The organism is Bifidobacterium sp. WCA-178-WT-4B (genome assembly GCF_009696495.1).
GTDB classification, from domain to species: domain Bacteria; phylum Actinomycetota; class Actinomycetes; order Actinomycetales; family Bifidobacteriaceae; genus Bifidobacterium; species Bifidobacterium infantis.
This window is the reverse complement of sequence record NZ_VULV01000010.1, coordinates 1-23,383: the sequence shown is the minus strand read 5'-3', so window position 1 is coordinate 23,383 and position 23,383 is coordinate 1. Positions and strand designations below refer to the sequence as shown.

Here is a 23,383-nt window from a genome sequence, read left to right as displayed (position 1 = left end):
CAGACCGATGACCGCCGCAATCGCATCCATTGCACCGAACGGACCTGCCGCCGCCAAGGCTGCGGGTCCGTCCGCTACTTCCGCTTCTCCTCTCTCCTCGGCGATGGCCAAGCACCGTCAGGAGCTGGGCACGCTCGCCACCACGCTCCCGTTCTTCGCCTACACCGCCTGCTTCCTGCTGGCACCCACCGTGATCGTGATCATCGGCGCGTTCCAGGATCGCAGCGGCGGTTTCACGCTTGCGAACTTCCACAAGATGTTCGAAGCCAACACCATCGCCGCGTTCGGCACGTCGATCCTGGTGTCCGTGGCCTCATCCCTGATTGGTGCCGTGGTGGGCGCGCTCGCCTCCTACGCGCTGGTGATCGGCGCCAAACCGAACGGCCTGCTGCGTCGTATGGTCGCCGCCATCTCATCGGTGCTTGCTCAGTTCGGCGGCGTGATGCTCGCGTTCGCGTTCATCGCCACCCTCGGCATCAACGGCATCGGCACCATGCTTATCAAAACCCTGACCGGCTATACCGTGAACCCGAACTGGCTCAGCTCCCTGCCGGGGCTGGTGACCGTCTACTGCTACTTCCAGATTCCGCTGATGATCATCATCTTCCTGCCCGCGGTCGATTCCATTCGCCCGCAGTGGCGCGAAGCCTGCGAGTCGCTCGGCGGCAACACCTTCCAATACTGGACGCGCGTGGCCTGCCCGATCCTCGCACCCCGCTTCATCTCGGCGTTCCTGCTGTTGTTCGCCTCCGCGTTCTCCGCCTATGCGACCGCCGCCGCCCTGTTCTCGCAGCGCTCGATTCTGGTGCCGTTGATGATCCAAGGTGCCATGCGCAACGAGATGGACCCCAACCAGCAGGGCTTCGCGCAGGTGCTGGCATTCGCAATGATCATCGTCGTGGCCATCGTCATGCTGCTGAGCCACGCCGTGGAAAAGAGGGCCGGACGTTGGCAATGACCGAAACTTCCGCAACCAAGCCGCCGCAGCTGCGCGCCGCTCGTGCGCGTAAACAGAGCATCATCAAATTCGTGATCCTGTTCGTCACCTTGGCGTTCCTGTTCGTGCCGCTGCTGGCCATGCTCATCTTCACCCTGCGTCACCCGCTGTCCGGCCGCTGGTCGGCCGCGCCGTGGATCGCGATTTTCACCGGCAACGGCGAGTCGCTGGGTGCCGACCTGACCGTGCTGTGGCAGGGCATCGGCACCTCGCTGGCCCTGAGCGCGGTCACCGTGGTGATCATGCTGGTGCTGCTGGTGCCCACCATGGTCATCGTGCATATTCGCTCCAAGGTTTTGGAGCGCGCGATCGAATGGGTGGCCACGCTGCCGCTGACCATCCCGGCCATCGTGCTGGTGGTGGGTTTGGGCCCGATCTACCGCTGGCTGTCCGCCGACGTGCTGAGCACCAACCCAATCTGGCTGTGCTTTGCCTACGTGATTCTCGTGATGCCGTTCGCCTTCCGCGCGATCGCCGTGGGGCTTAACTCCATCGACGTCAAGACGCTGGTCGAGGCATCCCGCTCGCTCGGTGCCTCCTGGCCCAAGGTGTTCTTCAAGGTGATCATCCCGAACCTATGGCAGTCGATTCTCTCGGCATCCTTTATCTCCATCGCCGTGGTGCTGGGCGAATACACCGTCGCCTCGCTGCTCGGCCGTATGAACCTGCAGGTCGCGCTCTACCAGCTCGGCCAGTCCAATTCTCAAATCTCCACCGCCATGTCGCTGCTGGCTCTGCTCTTCGGTGCGGTGCTCCTCGTTGCGCTCGACCTGATCTCCGACGCAATGCGCAAGTCAAGGGAAGGTAAGTAACCTGATGAACAGCAATTCGATTTTCACCCGTCGCCATGCCGGTGCCGATGCCGCGGCTTCTGTTTCGGCACCCGCCACCACGTCCGCTGCCGCCGAGGACGCCTTCAAGAACGATCCCACCGCCACCCTCGAAGGCGTGCGCGGCAAGGACGTGACCAAGGCCGCCAAGGCCCTGCTCAAAGACAGCGTCAAGCGCGGCGGCGGCTCCATCCAGATGCGCGACGTCGTCAAGATCTACCCCGGCTCCACCGTTCACGCGCTCGACGACTTCAACCTGGACATCAAGCCCGGCGAAATGGTCGTGCTGCTCGGCGGCTCCGGCTGCGGCAAGTCCACCGCGCTGCGCTCGCTCGCCGGCCTCGAAGACATCCAGGGCGGCCGCATCATGGTCGGCGGCCAAGACGTCACCGGCGTGCCGGTCAACAAGCGCGAGATGGCCATGGTGTTCCAGGCCTACTCGCTTTTCCCGCACATGACCGCCCTGGAGAACGTGGAATTCGGCCTCGAAGTGCGCGGCATGGGCAAGGCAGAACGCCGCAAGATCGCCATGGAACAGCTGGAGCTCGTGGGACTTGCCGATCAGGCCAAGAAGTACACGCAGCAGATGTCCGGCGGCCAGCAACAGCGCGTGGCCCTGGCCCGCGCGCTGGCCGTCAAGCCGCGCGTGCTACTGCTCGACGAGCCGCTCTCCGCCCTCGACGCCAAGGTGCGCGTCCAGCTGCGCGACCAGATTCGCCGCATCCAACTCACCACCGGCACCACCACCGTCTTCGTGACCCACGATCAGGAAGAGGCGCTGGCCGTGGCCGACCGCATCGGTGTGATGAACAAGGGCAAGATCGAGCAGATCGCCGCCCCGCAGAACCTGTACCAGCGCCCCGCCACCGAGTACGTGGCCACGTTCATTGGACTCACCAACCGCCTGCCCGGCGCATCCAATGGCGACGAGGCCGTGGTCTTCGGCCAGCGCGTGCCGCTGCTCGCCGGCTCCGCCAAGGGCGATTCCGTGGCCGTGCTCGTGCGCCCGGAGAACCTGACGCTGGCCTTGGCCGGCAGCAGCGATTCGCACGTCGGCGAACGCGCCCGCGTGGAGGTCATTCACTTCCTTGGCTCCTTGGTGCGCGTGGATACGGTCATCACCTCCGGCGAATACCAGCGCTGGAACAAGGGCGAACAGCTCAAGGCCACCGTGCAGCTGCCCGCCAGCGAGCTGCCGGCCGGTCTGGCGGTGGGCGATGACGTGATTGTCACCCCGCGTCCGGTCGCCGCGCTCGCCTGCTGAATGGCGTTGCGATGATCGTGCGGTTCTGTTCTGTTTTTGTGACTGTACGATCGTCGAATGGCTTATCGGCAATGATGTGTGTGGGACGGCGGCGATTTTTGGGCGATTATCGCGTGCCGTCCCACAGCAATCTTGCAGAGTAGGGGACTTTCTCGGCATTGGGAATGATTGACGTTGATCATTCCTTGCCCATTGATGATTTCCTCCCCCATTCCCAATGCAATCGAAACGCCGTGCCGTATTCTTGAAGAGTATTGCACGTGTGATCGGTCCGTTTGCGGCCAGTAACTATGGGGGATAAGTATGAGCGAACCAATGCCGCCGGCGCAGCAGCCGCAGGCACCTCAGCAATCGCAGCAGCCGCAACAATCTCCACGCGATTGGTGGTTCACGGCCCATCGCCGGTTTTCGACAATCGGCTCGGCGCTCGCCATTATGATGGTGTTCTGGATCGGACTGAATATTCTGGCCACTGAAGCACTACGAACGCTGCTTGGCACCGATGTGCCCGCTTGGGCTGTGCTGCTCGCCTCCTCCGGACCGCTGTATGTGGTGGCCATGCCGCTGAGTATGTTGGCCTTCACTCGCGTACCGGTTATTCGCACCCGGCAGTACCCCATGAAGGCGGGGGAGTTCATTCAGATTTTCGTCATGTGCATTCCGGTAATGTTCTTGGGCAATATGATTGGCAATATATTGTCTGCCGGAGCCACTGATGGTCAGGCCACCAATCGCATCAACGACGTGATTCTTGGCAGCGACTGGCGGGTGAACGCATTGTTCATAGGCCTGTTGGCACCGGTTTGCGAAGAATGGATTTTTCGCAAGGAGATTATCTCCCGCCTGCGCCGGTACGGAGAGAAGACCGCAATCATATTCTCCGCATTGGCATTCGCGCTATTCCATATGAACGTGTTCCAGTTCTTCTACGCCTTTGGCCTAGGACTGATGTTCGGATATGTATACACGCGCACCTCCCGACTGCGGTATTCGGTGGCTATGCACATGCTGATCAACCTGAACGGGTCAGTACTCGCCCCATTGGTGATACAACAGATCGATCCCCGCATCCTCGACGGCACGGTCAGCGAGGCCGAAATCATGCGTATGGCTGAAGCCGGCAACATGGGCGACATGGGCATCATGATGTTGTACGGCACAGTGATGTTGGGCCTCTGCATTGCCGGTATCGTGCTGCTTATCACCAAGCGCAAGAGCTGGGAGTTCTATCTTGCGCCAGAGGAGTTGCCTGCGGGGCTTAAAATACGCACCGCCTATGCCAATCCCGGCGTTATCGCGTACCTACTGTTGACTGTGATGCTTACCGGTTGGATGCTGTTCGCATGACTGTCATAGCCGGACCCAGAGAGGCGAGCCGGGAGATATCACAGATTGCCTGACGAGCCGCCATCTTCAACAAGGTATTCGGTGCCCGAACCGGCGATGGCTCGTGCCGCCATATCTTTGATGGTGGAAGGCAGCACACCCTCGCGCGCGAACACAAGCACTTGGCCGGTCATGCCGTAAGGGGAGAAGCCGGTGAACTTGACCAATGGCGGCTGACCCTCCAGCGCCACGTCGGCGGTGGCTTTGGTTACGCGGTCGAGAATATCCTGACTGATCGCAGACGGGTCGCCGGAGGCCTTGGCCGTGAACTCAAGCGTGGCCATGCCTTCGCTGACCGGCGTGAGCTTGGTCAGGGCGGCCGTATTGAGTACCGAATTGGGGATGACCATCATGTCTCCGGAACGGGTGCGCACCACGGTCTGACGCCAGGTGATGTCGTGCACGGTGCCTGTGACGCCTTGAATGGTCACCAGATCGCCGGGTTGGATTACGCGGCCCAGCATCAGGCCGAAGCCGCCGATGATGTTGGCGATTGTATCCTTCAGACCCAGCGAGATCGCCACACCTCCAACACCAAGGGCGGTGATAAGTGTGGTCGGATTGATGCCGAATACGGGCTGCAGTACCATCGCTGCGCCGGTGACCCAGATGGTCACGCGCGTGAGGTTCACGAAAATCGAGGCGCTGGGAATCTGAGAATTGTCCAGAATCTTGCGCAACACGCGGCTGATGACGCGGTCGGCCACAAATACGATGGCCAATACAATGGTCAGCCAGATGAGTTTGCCGGCGTTCACCTGAAACCAGCGTGCGATGTCTTCTGCATATTCAGTCATACGCCTACTGTATCGGTCGTTTCTGGTGAAGTCGTGGAGACGGGGTGGCAGAAAGCGGAATCGGCCTACGGTCGATTCCGCTACTCCTGGCGTTCGCGGCAGGTCTGGCCGAGGCCGCGGGCCAGTCGAATCGGATCGAGAATCTCGTCCAACTGCTCGGCGGGCAGGTCGGTGCGTTCGCCGGCCACCTCGCGCACGGTACGGCCGGTATGTACGGCTTCGGCGGCGATGTCGGCCGCGTGCTCGTAGCCGATGTAGTGGTTGAGCGCGGCGGAAATCGACGGTGAGGACTGGGCGTATGAACGCCCCAGGTCAGCATTGATTTCGATGCCTTCCACGCAGTTGACGCGGAACGTCTCCATGGCGTGCGTCAGCAACGCCATGCCGGTCAGCAGCTCATGCACCATCACCGGGTCGAAGGCGTTCAGCTGCAACTGTCCCTCGGCCACAGCCCAGTTCACAGTCACGTCCATGCCGAAAATCGTGAAGCAGCACTGGTTGACGCATTCGGGGATCACAGGGTTCACTTTGGCCGGCATGATCGACGATCCGGCCTGGCGAGCCGGCACGTTGAGATCGTTGAAACCGCAGCGCGGCCCGGAATTGAGCAGTCGCAAATCGTCGGCGGCCTTCTTCAGGTGCACGGCGAGGCTCTTGATGGCAGCCGACGTGGCCACGTACGCGCCCATATCCGTCATGGCGGCCACCGGATCGGGCGCGGCGGTGACCGGCAGCCCGGTGATTTGCGCCAGATGCTTGATAGCGGACTTGCGGAATCGCAGATCCGCGCAAATGCCGGTACCGATGGCGGTGGCACCGAGGTTGAGCTGGGCCAGCAGCGGCACCACGCGATCGAATGCAGCCAAATCAGACTTCAACAGCGTGGCAAACGCATGAAATTCCTGACCATAGGTCATTGGTACGGCGTCCTGCAGCTGCGTGCGGCCAATCGTCACGTCATTGATATGTTTGTCGGCCAGATCGTGGAAGGCCTTGGCGAGTTTCTTGGTGGACTCGGCGAGCGGCCCGATCGCGTCGATAAGCGCGAGTTTGCAGGCGGCCGGGTAGGTGTCGTTCGTGGACTGCGACTTGTTGACGTCGTCGTTCGGATGGATGTATGTGTAATCGCCGCGCTGGCGGCCGGCGATTTCCAACGCACGGTTGGCGATCACCTCGTTCATGTTCATGTTCGACGAGGTGCCGGCACCGCCCTGCATCACATCGACCGGGAACTGATCGGCCAGTTTGCCGGCCTCAATTTCTAGGCAGGCGGCGCGAATGGCCTCGGCCTTGGCTGGGTCGATCAGGCCTAATTCCTCATTGGCGATGGCGCAGGCGCGCTTGACCGTGGCATAGGCGCGAATCAGCTCGGGATGTTGGCTATCGGTGATGCCGGAGACCGGGAAGTTGCCGATAGCGCGCTGGGTGTGAATACCCCAGTAGACGTTCGCCGGCACCTCCATCTGGCCGATGCAGTCATGTTCCAGACGGGTCTTGTTCGATGTTTCGCTCATGCTTCCATCTTCCTGTGCGTGGGTTGGAAACGCCAGCATGAGAGGCTGATTGCGCCTTGTGAGAAACCTCACGCGAGGTTCGTGCGGCGGAAACAATCCAGACTCGCTGGTTTTCGGTCAAGCGGTGTACCCGGGGAATCCTGCGGGGCCGTTCGACGATGAGATGGTGGATGGCGCGGCATGCGTGGCGGCGACCGGCATGCCGGGGGCGGTCGAATCCTGCGCATTGTGCACGAAGATGCGATTCCAGTAATTAAGCATGTCCTTTTGGCTCATGGCCAGGTATATGCCCATGGCCAGCACGGCCACATCTTCTTTAAGCAGGTCTTTGATTTCGATGGTGCCGCTCAATTCGGGCCAACGTTGCAGCACGGCGAGCATGCCGCCCACGGTGAACTCGACCATGAGATCGGTTTTCAGGTCAAGGTTCTTGGGGTCGCGTTGCAATGTGCTGAGCATTTGCAGACGGCAGAAGTCGCGCAGCGATTCGGTCAGTTCAAGCGTGCTGTGCGGGCCTGCCAACAGGGCCAGGTGGTCGAGGCGCTGACGCTGCTCTGGATCGGAGAGCGTGGCGGTGACGCGGTCTCGCCATTGTTCCTCGGGATTGCCGTTCGGATCGGGGGTGCGGTTGATCGGAATCGATTCGACCTGATGCAGGATGGCTGAATCGGCCAATTCGGGCAGGCTGGAGAAGTGATAGTAGAACGAATTACGGTTCACGCCAGCCTCACGCACCACGTCGGTAACGGTGATCTTGCGATAGTCGCGGTCGGCGAGCAATTCCCAGAAAGCGTTCTCGAGGCGTTCTTTGGCGGGCAGCACCTCGGAATCATGGCGTGGACGTGGCATCTCTTCCTCCTGATGCACCAGCGTGATATGGTCACGCTGTCTAATAACTTATTGGGCAGTATAACTATTATTTGTGGACATGTCTATGAGCTAATCGGCGATTTCAGTTGTGTCCTCCGCTGATGGCGAAGCTGTGGTGCCGGCATCGGCATCAGTATCGGCTCTGGCCGGAGCTGCGCTATCTGCTCCTGCTGCAGTTTCTGCTGGGATCTCGGCTGTTGCTTTGGAGGTCGCAGAACTTGGTGCGGAAGCCGGGGCGGGCGTCGGCTTGCGTTTGGCCGTGGACGCCTTGAACAGTATCGCCAGGGCCTCAACCAAATGACGCCGGTCTGCGGGGGTCAGCCCAACGTACGCGCCAAGCATCGCCGGAATCGAAGCGGGGAAGTTGCTCATCACCTCGCTGAAACTGGTGGCGCCGTTGGCGTGCAGCACGGTGAACAGCGCGTCCACCGCACGCTCGCGCTGTTCGGGCGTAAGCGTGGCGATCCAATGGTTCAGCTCCTCGTTAAACAACTGCGAGCTGGAACTCAAATCCGGCTCGGTGATGAACTGGTCGCCATCCAATAGCCAGGTGAAGGCGGAATGCTGCATGATGCCATCCGAATCGGAAGAGACCACGCGGCAAGGCTCCGGGGTCTCGAAAATCATGCCCACAATCGACGAACTTGGCACGATTTTCGTCACCTTCGGCTGGATGGTGCGGTAGGCGGGGCTGGTCACAATCTCCGGCGGGAAACCGGGGCCGTCCAGTGAATAGACATGCTGAATGCGCTTGCGCACCTTGGGGTCGGCGTTCATGGCCGCGTAAATCGCCAGATTGCCTCCCTTGGAATGGCCGACCAGAATAATCGGACCCTCCCACAGTCGCGCCACCGTATCCAGATAGGCGCTGGCTGAACGTTGCGCCGGCACCGGATACTGGAAAGCCATATTGAAATCTTCCTTCCATCCGATGAGCGAATCATCGGTACCGCGGAAGGAAATAACCAACGTGCCTTTGTAGGTCGGCTTCCGGCGCTTGTGGCCGTCGGGCAGTTGGAAGGTGGCGGCGGCGAATTGGGTTTGCTCGCCCTGATTGATGTGCTCGACCACCGCGCCCAGGCGAACGTTGGCGTAGCGGGGGTTCTCGCCTGCGGCCTGGAACAGGTCGTGGGTCAGGTCCGGATTGACCACTGAAACCATTTGGGCTTCGTGCGGCTTGTCGTCGGCATGCGTTTCCGGCGAACGATGCAGCTCGCGGTTGGCCTCGTCAAGGCTTACCGATTCAAGCTCGGGATGCCAGATACCCTTCAGCCAGATCAGTGGATGCTTGGGCTCGAAAGCGCGAATGCGTGCGGCGAACGAGCCTGACCGCGTCTCATCCAGCATCAACGTCGGACAGACACTGGCCACATCCTCATAGATGAGCGTGGAGATGATCAAGGCGTCGATTTCGTTGAACGGCAAGTCGGCGAAGGAGCGCGTTTCGGTGTGCGCGTAATCGATAATGCCGGTCATACGCACCTCCTGCTTCCGTTGATATTGCGTATCCCCTTGGGCCATGTGGTCTTGCGATCGCGTGCGGCCGTGCGGCTGCGCGCAGCAATTAACCATATGCATTCCATTGTAGGGATTGTACGGTTTTGGCCGGCGCGATCGAGCAAGACTGCACCGACGGCGAACAATTCGTGGAAGGATTCCCGTCAGCTTGTCGAAAATTGTCGGGTAGCAGGGTTGCGATGCCAGCCAGCCGACCACCCTCCGGCGTTACGCGCCATCTCCCGCCAGCGGGAGGGGTAACCACTCAATCCTTTTGACGAGGCGGACCGTTGGGGCCGTCAAAGGTTCGGCAGATTGAAGCGGGCCAGATCCACGCCTTCGTGGTCGAGCAGTTTGGCCTTGATGTCGAGTCGGCCGCCGTAGCCGCCAAACGCGCGGCCCGAGCCGACTACGCGGTGACAGGGCACGATGATGGTAACCGGATTGCGCTTCACTGCGCCTCCGACCGCCTGCGCGGCCATGCGGCCGCCACCGCGTCGTTCGGCCAATTCGGCGGCGAGTTCGCCGTAACTTACCGTCATGCCATAGGGAATTTCGGCCACCAGATTCCACACTTCATGTTGGAACGGCGTGCCGGCGGGATGCAACGGCGGCGTCTGATCTAGGCCGGGGCGCTCGCCGGCGAAATAGGCGGTCAGCCATACGCGGGTCATACGGAACACATCGGGTTCACGATCGGATTCGCGATTCGAATCGAGAACGGCTTGGTGATCGGTGGCCCACCACCAGTCTTCAAGACAGAGCTCGGTCAGGCCCTCGCCGTCCGAGGCCATCATCATCCGGCCGATGGGCGTTTCGACTGTGGCCCGCATCAGTTGTCGTTGCGTCATACCGCCATTATCGCGCGTTGAGGGATGAAGCCCATACCGTGCCTGATTCCATGAAGGACGGGTCGTGCTGTACCGTCAGTATTGCGTGCTGGGCAGCGATATCTGACATAGTGGGGGTTCTTGGGCCGGCGTGAGTGTTCTTTCCGACATCCCAACCGTCTAACTCCGTTTCGAGGGGCTGATTTGGGTTATTCCGGAGGTCTATCTCCGTTTCGAGGGGCTCCTCATCCGGGAAACCGCAAGTATAAACGGCTTCGGGCTAACGTCATTACGCCGTTTTTGGCCCGTGTCTACTCAGCCACCAGCCCCTTGAAACGGGAGTAGACCTCCGGAGAAGGCCAAATCAGCCCCTTGAAACGCAGCGACCCCTCTGATTGGAGTCAATCAGAGGGGTTCGGCACATTGCTGATGCAGCTGGTCCGCCGTCCGCCTTGAGGCGGAACGTAACCAAGATTCAGGCGGGATTACTCCGCAACGAGCGCCAGGAAGGCGGCGGCCACGGCGGCTGTCGGGTTCGGGAATTCCTCGTCCTGGTTGAAGAACGGCACGTCGGCGTAGTTCAGGAACTTCGCTTCGGCACGGTCGCCGATCAAGGCCTTGGCCTCTTCGGCCAGCTGATCGGTTATCGTCATGCGTTCCTGATTTCCACGGCCATGGCCGTGCAATGTGCCCATCGCTTGGTTCTACCCGCTGTTTATGCTGGCCATGCCCATCGCTTGGCTGCTGTATACGGTCACCGCGAGTTATGTGCACGGCGGCACCCGATAATCGTTGGAAAACCGGTGGGACACGCGGGGGCTTGGCTTTTTCCTGAGATTGGCGTATCTTTATCACCTGTTGCCCGTGAAGGTAACACATGCGGACATAGCTTAGTTGGTAAAGCGCAACCTTGCCAAGGTTGAGACCGCGGGTTCGAGTCCCGTTGTCCGCTCTCGGATGGTTGATTCATACTGATTGATTCGACCGGAGGATGACCCGGGCGGTTGGCGCAGTGGTAGCGCACTTCCCTGACACGGAAGGGGTCACAAGTTCGAATCTTGTATCGCCCACTCGATGAATCGCCGGCAGAATGTTGCCGGTTTTTTCATCACAAGCTCGGGCGATTGGCGCAGCGGCTAGCGCACTTCGTTCACACCGAAGGGGTCGTAGGTTCGATTCCTACATCGCCCACCCGATATCACGCTCGTCAGCCTATGATGGCGGGCATTTTCTATATCTGCCGTGCCACGGCTCCTTATATGGCGTCCGGCCTCGGGTGGCATTTGGCTGTGAGCGGTTTCCGATTATGAGTGGCGTCCGGCCGTCGTGCAATCCCGCTGCGCGCGGTGCCGTTTGGGCTGTAATACGGGTGCTTTGAACCGGCCATAACTTCTTCATATGTCCCGGGGCTTGTGTCGTGTGCCGCGGCGTGCTTCCATAGTGGATATGGCGGTGCGGAAGGGGAGCCGCCATACTTACTTACACAAGGACGTCTTGGTCAGCCAGGGCAACGGCATGGAAAGGGGTTTGCGATGGTGTGCACCACGCTGAATTTCGCGGAGAAATACCTGCTGAAAACCGAAGTCAGGTCCGTTGCCGGTATGTCCGGCGGTACTTCCGATGCTGGTACTGATTTCGATGTCGATCTCGGTGGCGAGGGCGACCTCGGAAGCGATCATGCCACCGGTTTCAATCGCTCGCTATCGGCCGACGATTATTGGGCTGCAGCCGGATATGCCGATGAGTCATTGTATTGATGGACGTGATGACGCGGTAAGGGCGCGTCGATAAGTGCGGCTGGTGTCGCGGCTGATGCCGCATCTGGTGCTCGTTCGGTGGTCGCGGCTGATGTTCCGTACGGACCGCCTGCAATGGTTTTGCATCGGTGGTGCGTCAAAATCCGGACCGTCGCCGACGCTGTTGACGTCTGGCGGCGTTGGAGGGACAGATAATGGATTGTCAACGCCGCTGAGAACGATTGGCGACGGTGGTGGGACAGCGGATGCCCCACCACCGTCGCCAAGAGTGGTACTTGTGTCGGTGGCGTCCAAAACATGGCCCGGCACCGACATCAGATACTCTGAACGTCGGCGGATTCCCGTTCTGTGTCCCAGCGCCGACGTTTGATTCCTGCTTATGCGAGCTGGCGTCGGTAAAAAGGCAGAACTTGGTTCACCGGCGATGTCTCAGCACGTTTGCGCGCGTCGGATCCTTCTGGAGCAGCAGGAAAACGAGCGCCACAACGAGCAGGACGGCGATGGACAGCACGCCGAACGAAGCGTTGCCGGTCAGGGAGGTGGTGGCCACCAGGAAAGTGCCGATGATCGAGGCCGTTTTAGGGAAGAAACAATAGTGAGACCGGGGAACCCTTGAAATCATTGGGGAATCATGGTGGCGATGCATGCGATTAACACATGTTGTTAACACAGATGTGGAATGAGGAGGCGCGTGAGGCTCGTGGTCTGCGACGCATGAGTGTGACCGTGAGCTCCCCAGCTGATGAGCGCAAAGGCAGAGATTGGTTTCACGCGGGACTTGTCTACCGAAGAGCGGCGATTGATGCAGGGTCTGTGCGATGCTCTGCAGCAGTTGCTGAACAAGCAGTACCAGCGGCACATGTGGGACTGTTCGATAGCCTGAAAAATTTTGCCGCAGACAATCTAGGCAATGTGCTTGGCGGGGATTTCAATCTCGGTTCGATTGGTGATTTGCCGGCGGTAATCGGTGAGCATTTCAATGCCGATCAGTTGGGTGAAATCAACAGGTCGTTGGCGACCATTTGAACGCCGACCGACTTGACGAGCTGCAGGCGCTGGCGGAGGAAAACATCTCCGCCGACCAGATCAGTCAGGTCGCTGGTGCAATTCAGGAGCAGGGTGCCAATCTGGACCTCGGATCCATTGCCGAACAAGCAGGACTGCCCGCTGACATCATCAGCCAGATTTCCGGACTATTGGGCAAGTAGTCGCCTTAAGCTTTAACGCTGACGGTGTTGTCTCGGCTATTGCGTGTTTTGCGGTCGCTCAGCAAATCATATGGGTCGTAGGTAACCGATTGCGAGCGCTGCTGTACACAGATGTGTACGTGGGTCGAAGCGGATTCGTGGTGGCAGGTGAGACAAGCTGCCCTCGCATGGCTGGAAAAGCTTCGGTCTCGTGGAGTGCGATGTTAAAGCTGCTCAGGTCAACGGAATGGCGGAATTCCGCCGATGCAACTTGTGGTTGCGCTCGAATAACCGGCGATTGCAACCCAAAGATGGTGGCGGGTGATATGGACGGCATGCCATAGTGAGCCCATCGGCCGAACATGACATGATAAAGATTACGTATGAAGGGACATTCCAATGAGTTTTCGCGCTAACCTGCAGTACCTACGTGCGCAACGCAACCTGACCCAGGAACGATTGGCCATGTTGCTTGGCGTCTCGCGTCAGGCCATTTCGAAATGGGAATCCGAAAAGGCCTATCCCGAGATGGACAAGCTGCTTATGATCTGCGACCTGTTCGGCTGCACGCTTGATGATCTGGTACTTGGCGATGTGAGTCGGCCTGCCGCGTCGGCTTCTGCGGCCGGTTCGTCGAATGTTGACTCCTCGGCTGAGACGGCATCGCCTTTAGCCGCTTCTTCCAAAACGGCGGGCATAATCGCTCCTATCGCGGAGCTTGCGCAGGATATCACTGGCTACGATGAACATCGCCGCCGATTCGCTCTGCTGATTGCCGGCGGTGTTGCTGCGATTGTCGCCGGGGTTGGCATCGGCAACCTGTTCGATTCCAGCAATTCCATTCTCGGAGCGACGCCGCTCAACGATTTTCTGACGTTTCTGTGCGTCTGCGTGGGTGTGATTGCGGGGCTGGCGATGCTGATTCCAGGAGGTCTGTCGCGTATTGACTTCAAACGGCGTCACCCATACGTAGAAGATTTCTACACCGGGGAGGACCGCAGCCGAGAATTGCGGCTGCTGGTAATCGGCATCGTCGGTGGCATCTCGGCTATTCTGATTGGCATTGCGGTGACGGTGTATGCCGATGACATGCTCGGCGTCTCCGATGGCTGGCCCAACGCAATTTTTCTGCTGCTCTGTGCGTCCGGTGTTTTCGGGTTTGTCTACTGCGGCATGAGATACAGTCTGCTCAATATCAACGCATACAACAAAGCGGCCGAGGACGACCGCAAGGAGCATGCGGGCGAGCAGGATTTCTACGCCAAACTGACCGGCGCGGTATGCGGCATCATCATGATGATAGCCACGCTGATTGGCCTGTGCTTGCTGTTCCTGAGCCCAGCTGCTCTGCGCGGTGATTGGTCGACCGCCGGTACAGGCATGTTCTGGGTCGCATGGCCTATCGGCGGCGTGCTGTGCGGAATCGCGGCCATCGCCATCCAACTGTTCAAGGATTATCGCGAGCGCTGATTGCGCGTCGCAAATTAGTTAGTTTCGCGTCGGGTCTTTCTGCAGCAGCAGGAAAACGAGCGCCGCGACGAGCAGGACGGCGATGGACAGCACGCCGAACGAGGCGTCGCCGGTCAGGGACGTGGTGGTGGCTACCAGGACGGTGCCGATGATTGAGGCCGTTTTAGGGAAGAAACAATAGTGAGACCGGGGAACCCTTGAAATCATTGGGGAATCATGGTGGCGATGCATGCGATTAACACATGTTGTTAACACAGATGTGGAATGAGGAGGCGCGTGAGGCTCGTGGTCTGCGACGCATGAGTGTGATCGTGAGCTCCCCAGCTGATGAGCGCAAAGGCAGAGATTGGTTTCACGCGGGATTGTCCCGATGTCAAGGTCATGATGCAAAAGCGTTAAGCATCCTACGGATTATATTGAGAAAAGAAGTCATTAGTAATACAATTGGCTTTGGAAAGGATTCATTATGAGCACTACCACTGTTCGCATGGATGATGATCTCAAAGCTGAAGTGAACGCCATTCTTGATTCCATGGGATTGAATTTCAATACGTTCGTGAATATGGCCAGCGTGCAGTTGGTGTCGCAGCGTCGTATTCCGTTCGAGGTGAAGGCGCCTGAACCCGTGCTGCCTCGCGCGGGACGTGTTGCCGCCAATGGAGTTACGTACCGTGGGGTCGACGAACAGGGATATCCGGTGGTCGAAGTGCCGAACGCCATGGTGTTGAATCCAAGCCGGGGCGCCGATGGTGTTGCCGTACTGCCCAAGGCGTGGCGCGATGGCGAATAATCATGATATTCCGGAATTGATGCCGGTTCCGGAGCGATTGCATGTCTTCGACGTGTATCGCATGCAGGTGCGGTTCCTCCGGTCGGATCTACAGGGATTCACCGGTAGATTGAGTCGGAATGATGCCATACGTGTGGCCAATGCGGTCGGCGAGGTAAAGCCTGAAGAACAGGTGTGGCTGTAATTCTGTTCTGCCGTCTAACTGGTTCGGGGTGCTCACTGTGAACCAGTGCACAATTGCGATGGTCGGATGTCTTTCTACAGTCCGCTTATATGTGAAGGTTTTGTGGTCGACGTTGCGTCGTATGTTGCTTGTGACGTTGCGTAATGCGGCATATTGCTTGGTGAAAGGAGGTTAGGCCATGTCGATGGACGATGAAACGGACAGCCGATACACCACAGGGGACATCGCCAAACTCACTGGTGTGAGTGTGCGAACCGTGCAGTACTACGACGCCAAAGGTCTGTTGATTCCCAATGAGATCAGCGACGGCGGCCGAAGGCTGTATGGGGCTGCAGAGGTCGAGCGGATGCGGGTCATCCTTTTTCTCAAAGGACTCGGCTTCAAGCTGGAGCAGATTCGCTCGATTCTGTCGGACGAGCGGCCGGAACGGGTGCTGGTTGATTTGCTGGATCAGCAGACGGCATCCTTGCAGTCGGGTATCGCCGAGCAGAAGCAACGTCTTGATGACTGCTTGCAGCTGCGCAAAGCACTGACGGTCTCGGCGTCTGACTTCGTATCGTCAACATTAACCGACATAGCAACCGTTATGAACACCACAACCACTCATTCCCTGCGCACCACATATTTGGTCATGTTGGCAATCGCATTGCCCGCGACTTTGTTGCAAATTGCATGCCTCGTCATCGGTGTGATGACAGACGTATGGTGGCCGCTGCCGGTCGCCGTTCTGCTGGCGATTGCGCTCACTGTTGCGGCGATGAAGTACTATCGCTCCCGCGTGCAGTACCTATGTCCGGCTTGCCATGAGACTTTCCAGCCGGGTATGCGAGAGTTCGTATTCGCCGCACACACGCCCAAGACACGCAAGCTTACCTGCCCGCATTGCGGTCACAGGGGGTACTGCATGGAACTCAGCATCTGAAAGTTTCTGATTATAGCGTTCGATTTACCAACGGTAGTTGTCGCAGAAGTTGCGACAACTACCGCCCTGTCAAAATATGTGCGTTGTGCAGGGCTAAATTGTTTCAGATCGCGGCTCGGGCGGTAGGGTCTGCCGTTTTATCGCTGCTTCGGCGTTCCTGTTGCTGATTGATGGGTGATATTACGCTTGCGTTGGGTCCTTCTGCAGGAGCAGGAAGATGAGCGCGACGATCAGCAGGATTGCGATCGACAGCACGCCGAACGAGGCGTTGCCGGTCAGGGACGTGGTGGTGGCTACCAGGAAGGTGCCGATGATTGAGGCGGTCTTGCCGAAGATATCGTAGAAGCCGTAGTACTCGTTGGCGTGGTCCTTGGGGATGATCTTGCCGTAGTACGAGCGGGACAGCGCCTGAATGCCGCCTTGGAACATGCCGACCAGAATCGCCAGAATCCAGAACTCCACGGCCGATTTCATGAAGAACGCGGCGAAGAGCACGATGCACATGTATGCCACGACCGCCGCCGTGATCATCACTTTGCAGCCGAACCGGCCGGCCAGACGGCCGTAGAGAATCGCGCAGGGGAAGGCCACGAACTGCGTGACGAGCAGTGCCACCACCAGCTGGGTGGAGTCGATGCCAAGCTCGGCACCGTAGGAGGTACTCATCGAAATCACCGTGTTCACGGCATCGATGTAGAAGAAGAACGCGATCATGAACATCCACAACGGCTTGTTCTTCACGATCTTGCCGAACGTGCCCGCCAGTTCGCTGAACGTGCCGCGCATGGCCGAGCCCAGCTGGTCACGGGTGGCGCGATAGTGCACTTGGCGGTAGCTGGTAAGCAGCGGGATGGTGAATGCCACCCACCAGATGGCGGTGATGATGAACGATGCGCGAGTGCAGGCCGCCGTTGACCAGCCGAAGAGCGACGGGCCGCCGAAGATCAGCGCGATGCAGGCGATGAACGGCACGGTGGAGCCGATGTAGCCCCAGCCGTAGCCGTGCGAGGAGACCTTGTCCATGCGCTCGTTCGAGGTGGTGTCGATGAGCATCGAATCGTAGAACGTCAGCGAGCCGTTGAGGCCGATGGTCGCCAGAATGTAGACGACTAGGAACGGCAGCCAGGTCAGGGGCAAGGCCATTGCGCAGCAGGTGACCACGCCGGTGCCGAAGAAGCCCAGGAAGAACTTGATTTTCATGCCTTGCACGTCGGCGATGGAGCCGAGCAACGGCATGAGCAGCGCTATGACCAAGGAGGCAATGGTTTGCGCGTAACCCCAGGCGGACACGATGTTGCCGTCCGCCGGCATCAGTGATTTGGCGTAGATGGGGATGACGGCGGTGGACAGCAGCACGAATGCCGAGTTGCCGACGTCGTAGATGATCCACTTCTTTTCGCGGGCGGTCAGTTTGGCGCTTTGCGGCACCGGTTCGTGGACATTCGTGGGATCAGTCATATGCACTCCTCGACGGTATTCAACTCAATCTATCGTAGAAGCGCGGACTAGGGTAGGGGGACCATTCCGGTTGAACGGCGGGTGAATAATGCCGGGGCCCCTTTCTAAGGGGAGCCAGGGCAGAAAAATAGCTCCCCTCGCTGAGGGGAGCTGGCCGCGAAGCGGACTGAAGGGAGCCGATCGTGGATTCCCCCAGATGAGGAAATCCACTCAATCGTCCGGAAACTATTCGCCGATCAGCGCGATGGCCTCGTCGTAATCGGGGCATTGCGGCACGCCGTTGAGGCTGCGCTGGATGGCGATGGATGCCGCCGCGTTGGCGATCTTTACCGATTCGGCCAGACTATGGCCCTTTGCCAGCATCGCGCACATCACGCCGGTGTGGCAACCGCCCGCCGAACGGGTGTGTACGGCCTTGGTCGGGTATCCCTCGATATGAATCGTCTCGCCACCTGGCTCACGAATCCAAGCGCCGCGGGCGCCGACACGCACCACCAGCGGCGCGCGCAGTGTAGTGCCCAAGCCGTCACACAACTGGTGCATAAAGTCGTCGAGTCCACCGCCGATGGTGACCTTGCTGTCGTCGATCGGCGCGCCCAGGCGCTCGGCCAGCGTCATGGCCTCCTGACGGTTGCAGGACCAGACCGGGCGTGCGAGCACCAGGTCCTCAAGCATATGGTCGTTGACCAGACGCAACGTATTGGTGGGATTGATCACCAGCGTGTAGTCGCGTGCAGCCGGGTCGGTACCGGCCTTGAGTAGGAATCCGTCCACGCCGGTGGCCGTATGGTCCATCAGTGTGTTGCCGCTGATGTGCACCACGTCTTTGGGCTGCGGCTCCAGCGTGTTGAACGTGTCCGCGTCGCCATGAGCCTCGGCGCCATAGGAAGCGATGAACGTCTTCTTCGGCGCGCCGGAGCTCAGCACCACGCGGAAACCGGAATCCTCATCAAGACGATCCTGGCCGATATGCGTAATGCCGTTGTCTTGGAATGACTGGCGGATGAAATGCGCCCACAGGCCGTTGCCCAGAATGCCGGCGTGCTCGGTCGGCACGCCCATGCGGCTGGCCGCCTGCAGCACGCGATAGCTGCCGCCAATGGAAGGCTTCGGATGATCGGCCACGGCGAATCCGCCCTGTGCCGGCACCTCGTCCACATTGAGCATAATGTCCACCCAGACTTGCCCCAGTGAAATCACGCTGGGCTCGTGAGTGCCGATACCTCGCCTGAGATTCAACATGACAGCCTCCTTCGTCGTAAGTTGCACGAGGACCCCTTCGTCCCCTGCCATCTCTTATACCGAGATTATATGAGAGTTTGCTGGATGCGGAATAGGCAGGCCGGCGTGTTTTATCAGGTAAACGCTACGATTTGCGGCGTAATTCGCCGATGGCGAACCAATGCCGAGCCGCTCGCGAACCGCTGATGGCCCACTCGCAAGTTACGCTCGAACCGCGCGTGAACCGCCGAAGTTCGCCCATGATACACGCAAGAGTTGCGGTTGTCGGTATTGGGCTATATATTTGTGAAGTTGTGTGTTCGGCATGTCGGGTGAAACCGGCGGTCGAATGCGCGAAAGACTTGACACATCAAGGTTAAGGGAGTCCATCATGGCAGCTCGTTGCGCAGTGTGCGGCAAGGGACCGCAGACCGGTTTCACCGTTTCCCATTCGCACCGTCGTACCAAGCGTAGCTTCCGCCCGAACCTGCAGTCTGTGCGCACCACGATTGATGGCGAGAACACTCGCCTGCGCGTGTGCGTCAAGTGCCTCAAGGCCGGCAAGGTTCAGCGCGTGGCCGCGTGAATCGCGTACTAACGTGGAGCAAAACCCGTTTGAGCTTCGGCTCAGCGGGTTTTGTTGTTTCTGCGGCCTAAAGGGGCCGTGCGAATAGAATAGGCCAATATGAGCATCACTATGGACACCACTCTCGCTTCGCTGGTCACCAACAAGCGTCGCGTGTCCGCGCTCAAATCGCTGGGAATCGTCACTGTCGGCGACGCCCTGACCTACTATCCCTTCCGTGTCACCGAACCGGTGCCGCTTCGCGCCATCCGCGAGGCCGCACCCGGCCAGCAGATGGCATTTGCCGCCGTGATACGAGACATGCGCGTGGTGCCGATGAACGCTCGCCGCGGCTACCGACTCGAGGCGACGGTCGATGACGCCGACTTCGCCCGGTCTCGTCGCGTACCCGGCAGCACGGCTCGGCTCACGTTCTTTTCGTATCGTAAATCGTATGTGGATTGGGTCAGCATGCGGCTGCGCGCCGGCACGTCTGTGGTGGTCTCCGGTATGCCCAGCGAATACATGGGGCAGCTGCAATTCACGCACCCCGAAATCCTCACTGTCGCGCCCGGGTCGGCCGGAACAGGAGCGGGGCTTGAGGGTTACGCTCGGGGCGCGGCATCCGGCAATGGCGCGTTTGCGGGAAGTACCGATCCGTATGCCAGTGCGCAGTCCGCGTATCCGCCGGCCGCGGCTGCCCCTTCCGGGGCCGCGCTGAAATACGACGCCGATACCGTGCAAGAGGCGCTTACCCGCGTCTGCCGGCCCCGCCCGGTATATCACGCCAGTTCGCGTATTTCATCCGAACATATTCATGAGACGATTCTGGGATTGCTGTGGATGATGGGGGCCCGCACGTCATCCACGCCTGACGGGAAACACGCTGGCGCTGGGTCAGCCGACATCGTGGCTCCCACGACCGACACCATCGCCGTCCAAAACGGGGAAGAGAAGTCCGGCACGACCGCCGAATCCGGTGCTGAGGCGCTCTCCCAATCCATCCCAGATGTGCTGCCCGAATCGGTGCGCAAGGCCAAGAACCTCATGCATCGGGCTGAGGCGTTCCTGGCCATTCATGATCCGGCCTCCACGGCCCGGTTCAAGGAAGCCATCGAAACCCTGCGCTATGAGGAGGCTTTCGTTTCGCAGACCTCGCTGCTTAAAGCCAGGTCGCACGCCCATAAATCCGCGGCTCACTCTTGCCCGTTGGTAACCGACAGTCTGCGCGATCAGTTCATCGCATCCCTGCCGTTCTCCCTCACTGCAGGGCAGCAGCAGGTTATTCATGATATTGCCGCCGATTTGGCTCATGACTGGCCAATGCAGCGTCTGCTGCAAGGCGAGGTGGGCTCCGGCAAAACCGTAGTGGCGCTCGCTGCCATGCTCCAAGCCGTAGACGCCGGCTATCAGGCCGTGCTTGTTGCCCCGACTCAGGTGCTGGCCGAGCAGCATGCCGAAACCATTGGCCGGATGGTGGAGCAACTCAAGCCAGCGATTCCAGTCACGTTGTTGACGGGCGGCATGAAGCTTGCTGCGCGACGTAAAGCACTTGCTGCGGCGTCCAGTGGCGAGCCGGGCATTATCGTGGCCACGCACGCGGCATTTTCCAAGACCTTCCAAGCCCCGCACTTGGCCTTGGTGGTAATCGACGAGCAGCACCGGTTCGGTGTGGAACAGCGCGAAAGTCTCAACGCCAAAACCGACGACGGCACCACGCCGCATCTACTGGTGATGACCGCCACGCCCATCCCGCGCACTGCCGCCATGACTTGGTTCGGTGATCTCGATATTTCCTGGCTCACCGAATTGCCCGGCGGCCGCAAACCGATTCGCACCGTGGTGGTCAATGAGGCCGACGCCGCCACCATGGGGCGTATGTTCGCGCACATTCGCGCGCGAGTCGACGCGGGGGAGCGGGCCTATATCGTGTGCCCGCGCATTGATGCGGATGATGAGGAGAACGAAGGCGGTTCCGGCGTTTCGTCAGCAGCCGGTTCTGCCCGCGGACGCGCCGCAGCATCTGGTTCCAGCGCCCGCACAGCTGCGGGCGGCCGTGCAACGCGCGCGGCGGTCGACGCCATCGGCATCGACGATCCCTACGAAACCTTCGACGAGAACGGCGAAACCGTGGCTCGCCCGCCATTGCATGCGGTGGCCGAAATCGCCGACCGGTTGCAGAAACTCCCGCAATTCCAAGGCATTCGGTTTGCGACTCTGACCGGCCGCGACAAGGATGACGTCAAAACCCAGGTCATGGCCGATTTTGCCGGCGGCGAGACTCCGATCCTGGTGTCCACCACGGTGATCGAAGTCGGCGTGGACGTCAAGCGGGCCAGCTGCATCGTCATCTTTGATGCCGACCGATACGGCCTCTCTCAGTTGCATCAGCTGCGCGGCCGCGTGGGACGTGGCGGCACCAACTCGTGGGCGTTCCTTATTTCCCGTGCGGAACCCGGCTCCCCGGCCGAGCAACGGCTCGAAGTGATTCACCACTCGCTCGACGGTGCCGAAATCGCCCAAGCCGACTTGGAATTCCGCGGTGCCGGCGATGTGCTCGGCGACGCCCAATCCGGCGGCAAGTCCAGCCTGAAGCTCCTGCGCGTGGTCAAGGACGCCGACATGATCGCCGACGCCCGCACCCGTGCCGAGCAGCTTCTGGCCGCCGACCCCGAACTGGCAGACGAGGTCCAACTCGCCGGTGCCGTCCTCGACTTCACCCGAGGCAACGAAACCTTCCTGACCTCCAGCTGAGGCTAGGGCTGCGCCCCCCCGTAATCGCACGATATTGTATTTTCATCTGGTAAACAGAAGTAAATGCTTGTGCCAGAGACGGATTGCATATGCATGGGTGCTTCGTGGAAGCTGATTCTGTGTTCCGTTGCTGAGTTACGGACGTGCTGGCGATACGCAGCTTTCGCGTTCGACAAGCTGCGTGGGAAAAATGAAGTAATTCTGTTCCACCTTTCCTTCCCGCGCTTCGAGAATCAGGTTGATGCATTGTCTGGCGATGAGGTCGAATGGCTGCCTGATGGTCGTCAGGGATGGACACATGCTTGCCGCAGGATAGACATCGTCGAAACCGATGATCGATAATTGTTCGGGCAGACTGATGCCGTGCTGTCGGGCGGCGCGATAGACGTTGATCGCGACGAGATCGTTGAACGCGAAGATGGCGGTCGGTCGGTCCTGCTCCCTCATTTCCAGGAGATTGCATGCCGCCTTGTATGCCTTGTCGGATACGTAGTCGCCGACCTTGATGAGATGCGGATCCGCGCTGATGCCGCTTTTCTGCAGCGTCGCCATGTATCCGCTCAGCCGCGCTTGTGAGGATTGTGAATTAGTAGGGCCAGTGATGACGGCGATTCGTCGATGCCCCAATGATATGAGATATTGTGTGGCGATCATTCCCCCGGTCCAGTTATCAATGCCTACCCCCGGCTCTTCTCTTTTCGTATGCGACGCTGCAAAAAGCGTTACATATAGAGTAGAGAAATTTTCGCTACTCTAGAACAGCTTTTCTATCGGCGTGTTGCTGCCTATATAGCGGAGATGGATGCTGCAGCCATGGATTGGCTGCTGTTTCTTCGATGGGTGCGATTTGTGCATATCGTTGCAATAAAGCCCTTCTAAGGCGGGAAAACAAGATAACGAAAATTTCGCCACGCGCGATGAAGTTTTATTTGCTTTTTTTTTTAAAGCCTTGTACATTGAAGGACGTACCGATGGATGAAACGGCAATGGCGACGATGTTGTTGGCAGGCTCATTCAGACGGGTTAGGAGAAAAACTATGACAAATGCAACGGCGCAACCGGATACTTCCGTGATGCGCAAGCCGAAGCG

24 protein-coding genes and 3 tRNA genes are annotated in these 23,383 nt (G+C 59.5%); 16 read left to right on the top strand and 11 right to left on the bottom strand.

What is annotated here, in order from left to right; genetic code table 11:
• Positions 1 to 7 precede the first annotated feature (7 nt).
• From FYJ31_RS07960 to FYJ31_RS07945, 4 genes are all read left to right on the top strand, one after another.
• Positions 8 to 958, top strand: coding sequence for an ABC transporter permease (locus FYJ31_RS07960; protein ID WP_065472690.1), 951 nt, complete (start codon positions 8 to 10; stop codon positions 956 to 958).
• Positions 955 to 1,809, top strand: coding sequence for an ABC transporter permease (locus FYJ31_RS07955; RefSeq protein WP_007051464.1), 855 nt, complete (start codon positions 955 to 957; stop codon positions 1,807 to 1,809). The genes FYJ31_RS07960 and FYJ31_RS07955 overlap by 4 nt, the downstream gene beginning before the upstream one ends.
• A gap of 4 nt (positions 1,810 to 1,813) precedes the next feature.
• The gene (locus FYJ31_RS07950; RefSeq protein WP_007054774.1) at positions 1,814 to 3,091 is read left to right on the top strand and encodes an ABC transporter ATP-binding protein; all 1,278 of its coding nucleotides are present in this window, start codon (positions 1,814 to 1,816) and stop codon (positions 3,089 to 3,091) included.
• Between the two features lie 303 nt (positions 3,092 to 3,394).
• Positions 3,395 to 4,438 (top strand): CPBP family intramembrane glutamic endopeptidase, encoded by a 1,044-nt coding sequence (locus FYJ31_RS07945; protein WP_007051462.1) that lies wholly within the window; start codon positions 3,395 to 3,397, stop codon positions 4,436 to 4,438.
• A 38-nt stretch (positions 4,439 to 4,476) separates the two neighbouring features.
• Here FYJ31_RS07945 and FYJ31_RS07940 read toward each other — a convergent pair whose 3' ends face one another.
• From FYJ31_RS07940 to FYJ31_RS07915, 6 genes are all read right to left on the bottom strand, one after another.
• Positions 4,477 to 5,274, bottom strand: a complete 798-nt coding sequence (locus FYJ31_RS07940) for a mechanosensitive ion channel family protein (protein ID WP_007051461.1) — start codon at positions 5,272 to 5,274, stop codon at positions 4,477 to 4,479.
• 80 nt (positions 5,275 to 5,354) lie between these two features.
• On the bottom strand, positions 5,355 to 6,788 hold the full coding sequence (locus FYJ31_RS07935; RefSeq protein ID WP_007051460.1) for an aspartate ammonia-lyase: 1,434 nt from the start codon (positions 6,786 to 6,788) through the stop codon (positions 5,355 to 5,357).
• Between the two features lie 117 nt (positions 6,789 to 6,905).
• The gene (locus FYJ31_RS07930; RefSeq protein WP_154536434.1) at positions 6,906 to 7,637 is read right to left on the bottom strand and encodes a TetR/AcrR family transcriptional regulator; all 732 of its coding nucleotides are present in this window, start codon (positions 7,635 to 7,637) and stop codon (positions 6,906 to 6,908) included.
• 90 nt (positions 7,638 to 7,727) lie between these two features.
• Positions 7,728 to 9,134, bottom strand: a complete 1,407-nt coding sequence (locus tag FYJ31_RS07925) for a DUF2974 domain-containing protein (protein WP_195839477.1) — start codon at positions 9,132 to 9,134, stop codon at positions 7,728 to 7,730.
• Between the two features lie 320 nt (positions 9,135 to 9,454).
• Positions 9,455 to 10,006, bottom strand: coding sequence for a methylated-DNA--[protein]-cysteine S-methyltransferase (locus tag FYJ31_RS07920; RefSeq protein ID WP_195839476.1), 552 nt, complete (start codon positions 10,004 to 10,006; stop codon positions 9,455 to 9,457).
• A gap of 464 nt (positions 10,007 to 10,470) precedes the next feature.
• The gene (locus tag FYJ31_RS07915; RefSeq protein ID WP_229773963.1) at positions 10,471 to 10,638 is read right to left on the bottom strand and encodes a flavoprotein; all 168 of its coding nucleotides are present in this window, start codon (positions 10,636 to 10,638) and stop codon (positions 10,471 to 10,473) included.
• Between the two features lie 226 nt (positions 10,639 to 10,864).
• Here FYJ31_RS07915 and FYJ31_RS07910 point away from each other — a divergent pair.
• The 4 genes from FYJ31_RS07910 (at position 10,865) to FYJ31_RS07895 (ending at position 11,742) form a co-directional block, all read left to right on the top strand.
• A tRNA-Gly gene (locus tag FYJ31_RS07910) sits at positions 10,865 to 10,937 on the top strand.
• A 46-nt stretch (positions 10,938 to 10,983) separates the two neighbouring features.
• Positions 10,984 to 11,055, top strand: a tRNA-Val gene (locus FYJ31_RS07905).
• Positions 11,056 to 11,103: 48 nt separating this feature from the next.
• Positions 11,104 to 11,176 (top strand) — tRNA-Val (locus FYJ31_RS07900).
• A 341-nt stretch (positions 11,177 to 11,517) separates the two neighbouring features.
• Complete coding sequence (locus FYJ31_RS07895) at positions 11,518 to 11,742, top strand: hypothetical protein (protein ID WP_008782837.1); 225 nt, start codon at positions 11,518 to 11,520, stop codon at positions 11,740 to 11,742.
• Between the two features lie 415 nt (positions 11,743 to 12,157).
• On the opposite strand, the gene FYJ31_RS07890 is transcribed toward FYJ31_RS07895, so the two are convergent.
• On the bottom strand, positions 12,158 to 12,364 hold the full coding sequence (locus tag FYJ31_RS07890) for a Vacuole effluxer Atg22 like protein (RefSeq protein ID WP_154536432.1): 207 nt from the start codon (positions 12,362 to 12,364) through the stop codon (positions 12,158 to 12,160).
• Positions 12,365 to 12,456: 92 nt separating this feature from the next.
• On the opposite strand from FYJ31_RS07890, the gene FYJ31_RS12845 reads away from it, so the two are divergent.
• The 3 genes from FYJ31_RS12845 (at position 12,457) to FYJ31_RS07875 (ending at position 14,399) form a co-directional block, all read left to right on the top strand.
• Entirely contained in the window at positions 12,457 to 12,768 is a 312-nt protein-coding gene (locus FYJ31_RS12845) for a hypothetical protein (protein ID WP_229773962.1), read from the top strand.
• Positions 12,765 to 12,950, top strand: a complete 186-nt coding sequence (locus FYJ31_RS07880) for a hypothetical protein (RefSeq protein ID WP_007054784.1) — start codon at positions 12,765 to 12,767, stop codon at positions 12,948 to 12,950. Before FYJ31_RS12845 ends, FYJ31_RS07880 begins: the two co-directional genes overlap by 4 nt.
• 378 nt (positions 12,951 to 13,328) lie before the next feature.
• Entirely contained in the window at positions 13,329 to 14,399 is a 1,071-nt protein-coding gene (locus tag FYJ31_RS07875; protein WP_060868031.1) for a helix-turn-helix transcriptional regulator, read from the top strand.
• Between the two features lie 18 nt (positions 14,400 to 14,417).
• On the opposite strand, the gene FYJ31_RS07870 is transcribed toward FYJ31_RS07875, so the two are convergent.
• Positions 14,418 to 14,606: a Vacuole effluxer Atg22 like protein gene (locus tag FYJ31_RS07870; RefSeq protein ID WP_154536431.1), complete on the bottom strand. Its 189-nt coding sequence runs from the start codon at positions 14,604 to 14,606 to the stop codon at positions 14,418 to 14,420.
• A 259-nt stretch (positions 14,607 to 14,865) separates the two neighbouring features.
• On the opposite strand from FYJ31_RS07870, the gene FYJ31_RS07865 reads away from it, so the two are divergent.
• The 3 genes from FYJ31_RS07865 to FYJ31_RS07855 all read left to right on the top strand — a co-directional run bounded on the left by FYJ31_RS07865 (position 14,866) and on the right by FYJ31_RS07855 (position 16,295).
• A complete protein-coding gene (locus FYJ31_RS07865; protein WP_025341912.1) occupies positions 14,866 to 15,189 on the top strand; it encodes a type II toxin-antitoxin system RelB/DinJ family antitoxin in 324 nt (107 codons plus the stop codon).
• Positions 15,179 to 15,373, top strand: coding sequence for a hypothetical protein (locus tag FYJ31_RS07860; RefSeq protein WP_154536430.1), 195 nt, complete (start codon positions 15,179 to 15,181; stop codon positions 15,371 to 15,373). Before FYJ31_RS07865 ends, FYJ31_RS07860 begins: the two co-directional genes overlap by 11 nt.
• A 178-nt stretch (positions 15,374 to 15,551) precedes the next feature.
• Positions 15,552 to 16,295: a MerR family transcriptional regulator gene (locus FYJ31_RS07855; RefSeq protein WP_154536429.1), complete on the top strand. Its 744-nt coding sequence runs from the start codon at positions 15,552 to 15,554 to the stop codon at positions 16,293 to 16,295.
• Positions 16,296 to 16,475: 180 nt separating this feature from the next.
• Here FYJ31_RS07855 and FYJ31_RS07850 read toward each other — a convergent pair whose 3' ends face one another.
• Both FYJ31_RS07850 and FYJ31_RS07845 read right to left on the bottom strand, forming a co-directional pair.
• On the bottom strand, positions 16,476 to 17,753 hold the full coding sequence (locus FYJ31_RS07850) for an MFS transporter (RefSeq protein ID WP_154536428.1): 1,278 nt from the start codon (positions 17,751 to 17,753) through the stop codon (positions 16,476 to 16,478).
• A gap of 225 nt (positions 17,754 to 17,978) precedes the next feature.
• Positions 17,979 to 18,995 (bottom strand): carbohydrate kinase family protein, encoded by a 1,017-nt coding sequence (locus FYJ31_RS07845; RefSeq protein WP_012576769.1) that lies wholly within the window; start codon positions 18,993 to 18,995, stop codon positions 17,979 to 17,981.
• A 370-nt stretch (positions 18,996 to 19,365) separates the two neighbouring features.
• Between FYJ31_RS07845 and rpmB the strand changes: the two genes are divergently transcribed.
• Entirely contained in the window at positions 19,366 to 19,560 is a 195-nt protein-coding gene (gene rpmB / locus FYJ31_RS07840; RefSeq protein WP_007051452.1) for a 50S ribosomal protein L28, read from the top strand.
• Positions 19,561 to 19,659: 99 nt separating this feature from the next.
• Positions 19,660 to 22,293 carry an ATP-dependent DNA helicase RecG gene (locus tag FYJ31_RS07835; protein WP_154536427.1) on the top strand — a complete coding sequence of 878 codons (2,634 nt, stop codon included), beginning with the start codon at positions 19,660 to 19,662 and terminating at the stop codon, positions 22,291 to 22,293.
• 135 nt (positions 22,294 to 22,428) lie between these two features.
• On the opposite strand, the gene FYJ31_RS07830 is transcribed toward FYJ31_RS07835, so the two are convergent.
• Entirely contained in the window at positions 22,429 to 22,968 is a 540-nt protein-coding gene (locus FYJ31_RS07830) for a substrate-binding domain-containing protein (RefSeq protein ID WP_256756172.1), read from the bottom strand.
• Between the last annotated feature and the right edge of the window lie 415 nt (positions 22,969 to 23,383).

Coding starts and splice junctions, on each gene's coding strand:
- FYJ31_RS07960 (WP_065472690.1), top strand. CDS start 8: ATGACCGCCGCAATCGCATCCATTGCACCGAACGGACCTGCCGCCGCC.
- FYJ31_RS07955 (WP_007051464.1), top strand. CDS start 955: ATGACCGAAACTTCCGCAACCAAGCCGCCGCAGCTGCGCGCCGCTCGT.
- FYJ31_RS07950 (WP_007054774.1), top strand. CDS start 1,814: ATGAACAGCAATTCGATTTTCACCCGTCGCCATGCCGGTGCCGATGCC.
- FYJ31_RS07945 (WP_007051462.1), top strand. CDS start 3,395: ATGAGCGAACCAATGCCGCCGGCGCAGCAGCCGCAGGCACCTCAGCAA.
- FYJ31_RS07940 (WP_007051461.1), bottom strand. CDS start 5,274: ATGACTGAATATGCAGAAGACATCGCACGCTGGTTTCAGGTGAACGCC.
- FYJ31_RS07935 (WP_007051460.1), bottom strand. CDS start 6,788: ATGAGCGAAACATCGAACAAGACCCGTCTGGAACATGACTGCATCGGC.
- FYJ31_RS07930 (WP_154536434.1), bottom strand. CDS start 7,637: ATGCCACGTCCACGCCATGATTCCGAGGTGCTGCCCGCCAAAGAACGC.
- FYJ31_RS07925 (WP_195839477.1), bottom strand. CDS start 9,134: ATGACCGGCATTATCGATTACGCGCACACCGAAACGCGCTCCTTCGCC.
- FYJ31_RS07920 (WP_195839476.1), bottom strand. CDS start 10,006: ATGACGCAACGACAACTGATGCGGGCCACAGTCGAAACGCCCATCGGC.
- FYJ31_RS07915 (WP_229773963.1), bottom strand. CDS start 10,638: ATGACGATAACCGATCAGCTGGCCGAAGAGGCCAAGGCCTTGATCGGC.
- FYJ31_RS07895 (WP_008782837.1), top strand. CDS start 11,518: ATGGTGTGCACCACGCTGAATTTCGCGGAGAAATACCTGCTGAAAACC.
- FYJ31_RS07890 (WP_154536432.1), bottom strand. CDS start 12,364: ATGATTTCAAGGGTTCCCCGGTCTCACTATTGTTTCTTCCCTAAAACG.
- FYJ31_RS12845 (WP_229773962.1), top strand. CDS start 12,457: ATGAGTGTGACCGTGAGCTCCCCAGCTGATGAGCGCAAAGGCAGAGAT.
- FYJ31_RS07875 (WP_060868031.1), top strand. CDS start 13,329: ATGAGTTTTCGCGCTAACCTGCAGTACCTACGTGCGCAACGCAACCTG.
- FYJ31_RS07870 (WP_154536431.1), bottom strand. CDS start 14,606: ATGATTTCAAGGGTTCCCCGGTCTCACTATTGTTTCTTCCCTAAAACG.
- FYJ31_RS07865 (WP_025341912.1), top strand. CDS start 14,866: ATGAGCACTACCACTGTTCGCATGGATGATGATCTCAAAGCTGAAGTG.
- FYJ31_RS07860 (WP_154536430.1), top strand. CDS start 15,179: ATGGCGAATAATCATGATATTCCGGAATTGATGCCGGTTCCGGAGCGA.
- FYJ31_RS07855 (WP_154536429.1), top strand. CDS start 15,552: ATGTCGATGGACGATGAAACGGACAGCCGATACACCACAGGGGACATC.
- FYJ31_RS07850 (WP_154536428.1), bottom strand. CDS start 17,753: ATGACTGATCCCACGAATGTCCACGAACCGGTGCCGCAAAGCGCCAAA.
- FYJ31_RS07845 (WP_012576769.1), bottom strand. CDS start 18,995: ATGTTGAATCTCAGGCGAGGTATCGGCACTCACGAGCCCAGCGTGATT.
- rpmB (WP_007051452.1), top strand. CDS start 19,366: ATGGCAGCTCGTTGCGCAGTGTGCGGCAAGGGACCGCAGACCGGTTTC.
- FYJ31_RS07835 (WP_154536427.1), top strand. CDS start 19,660: ATGAGCATCACTATGGACACCACTCTCGCTTCGCTGGTCACCAACAAG.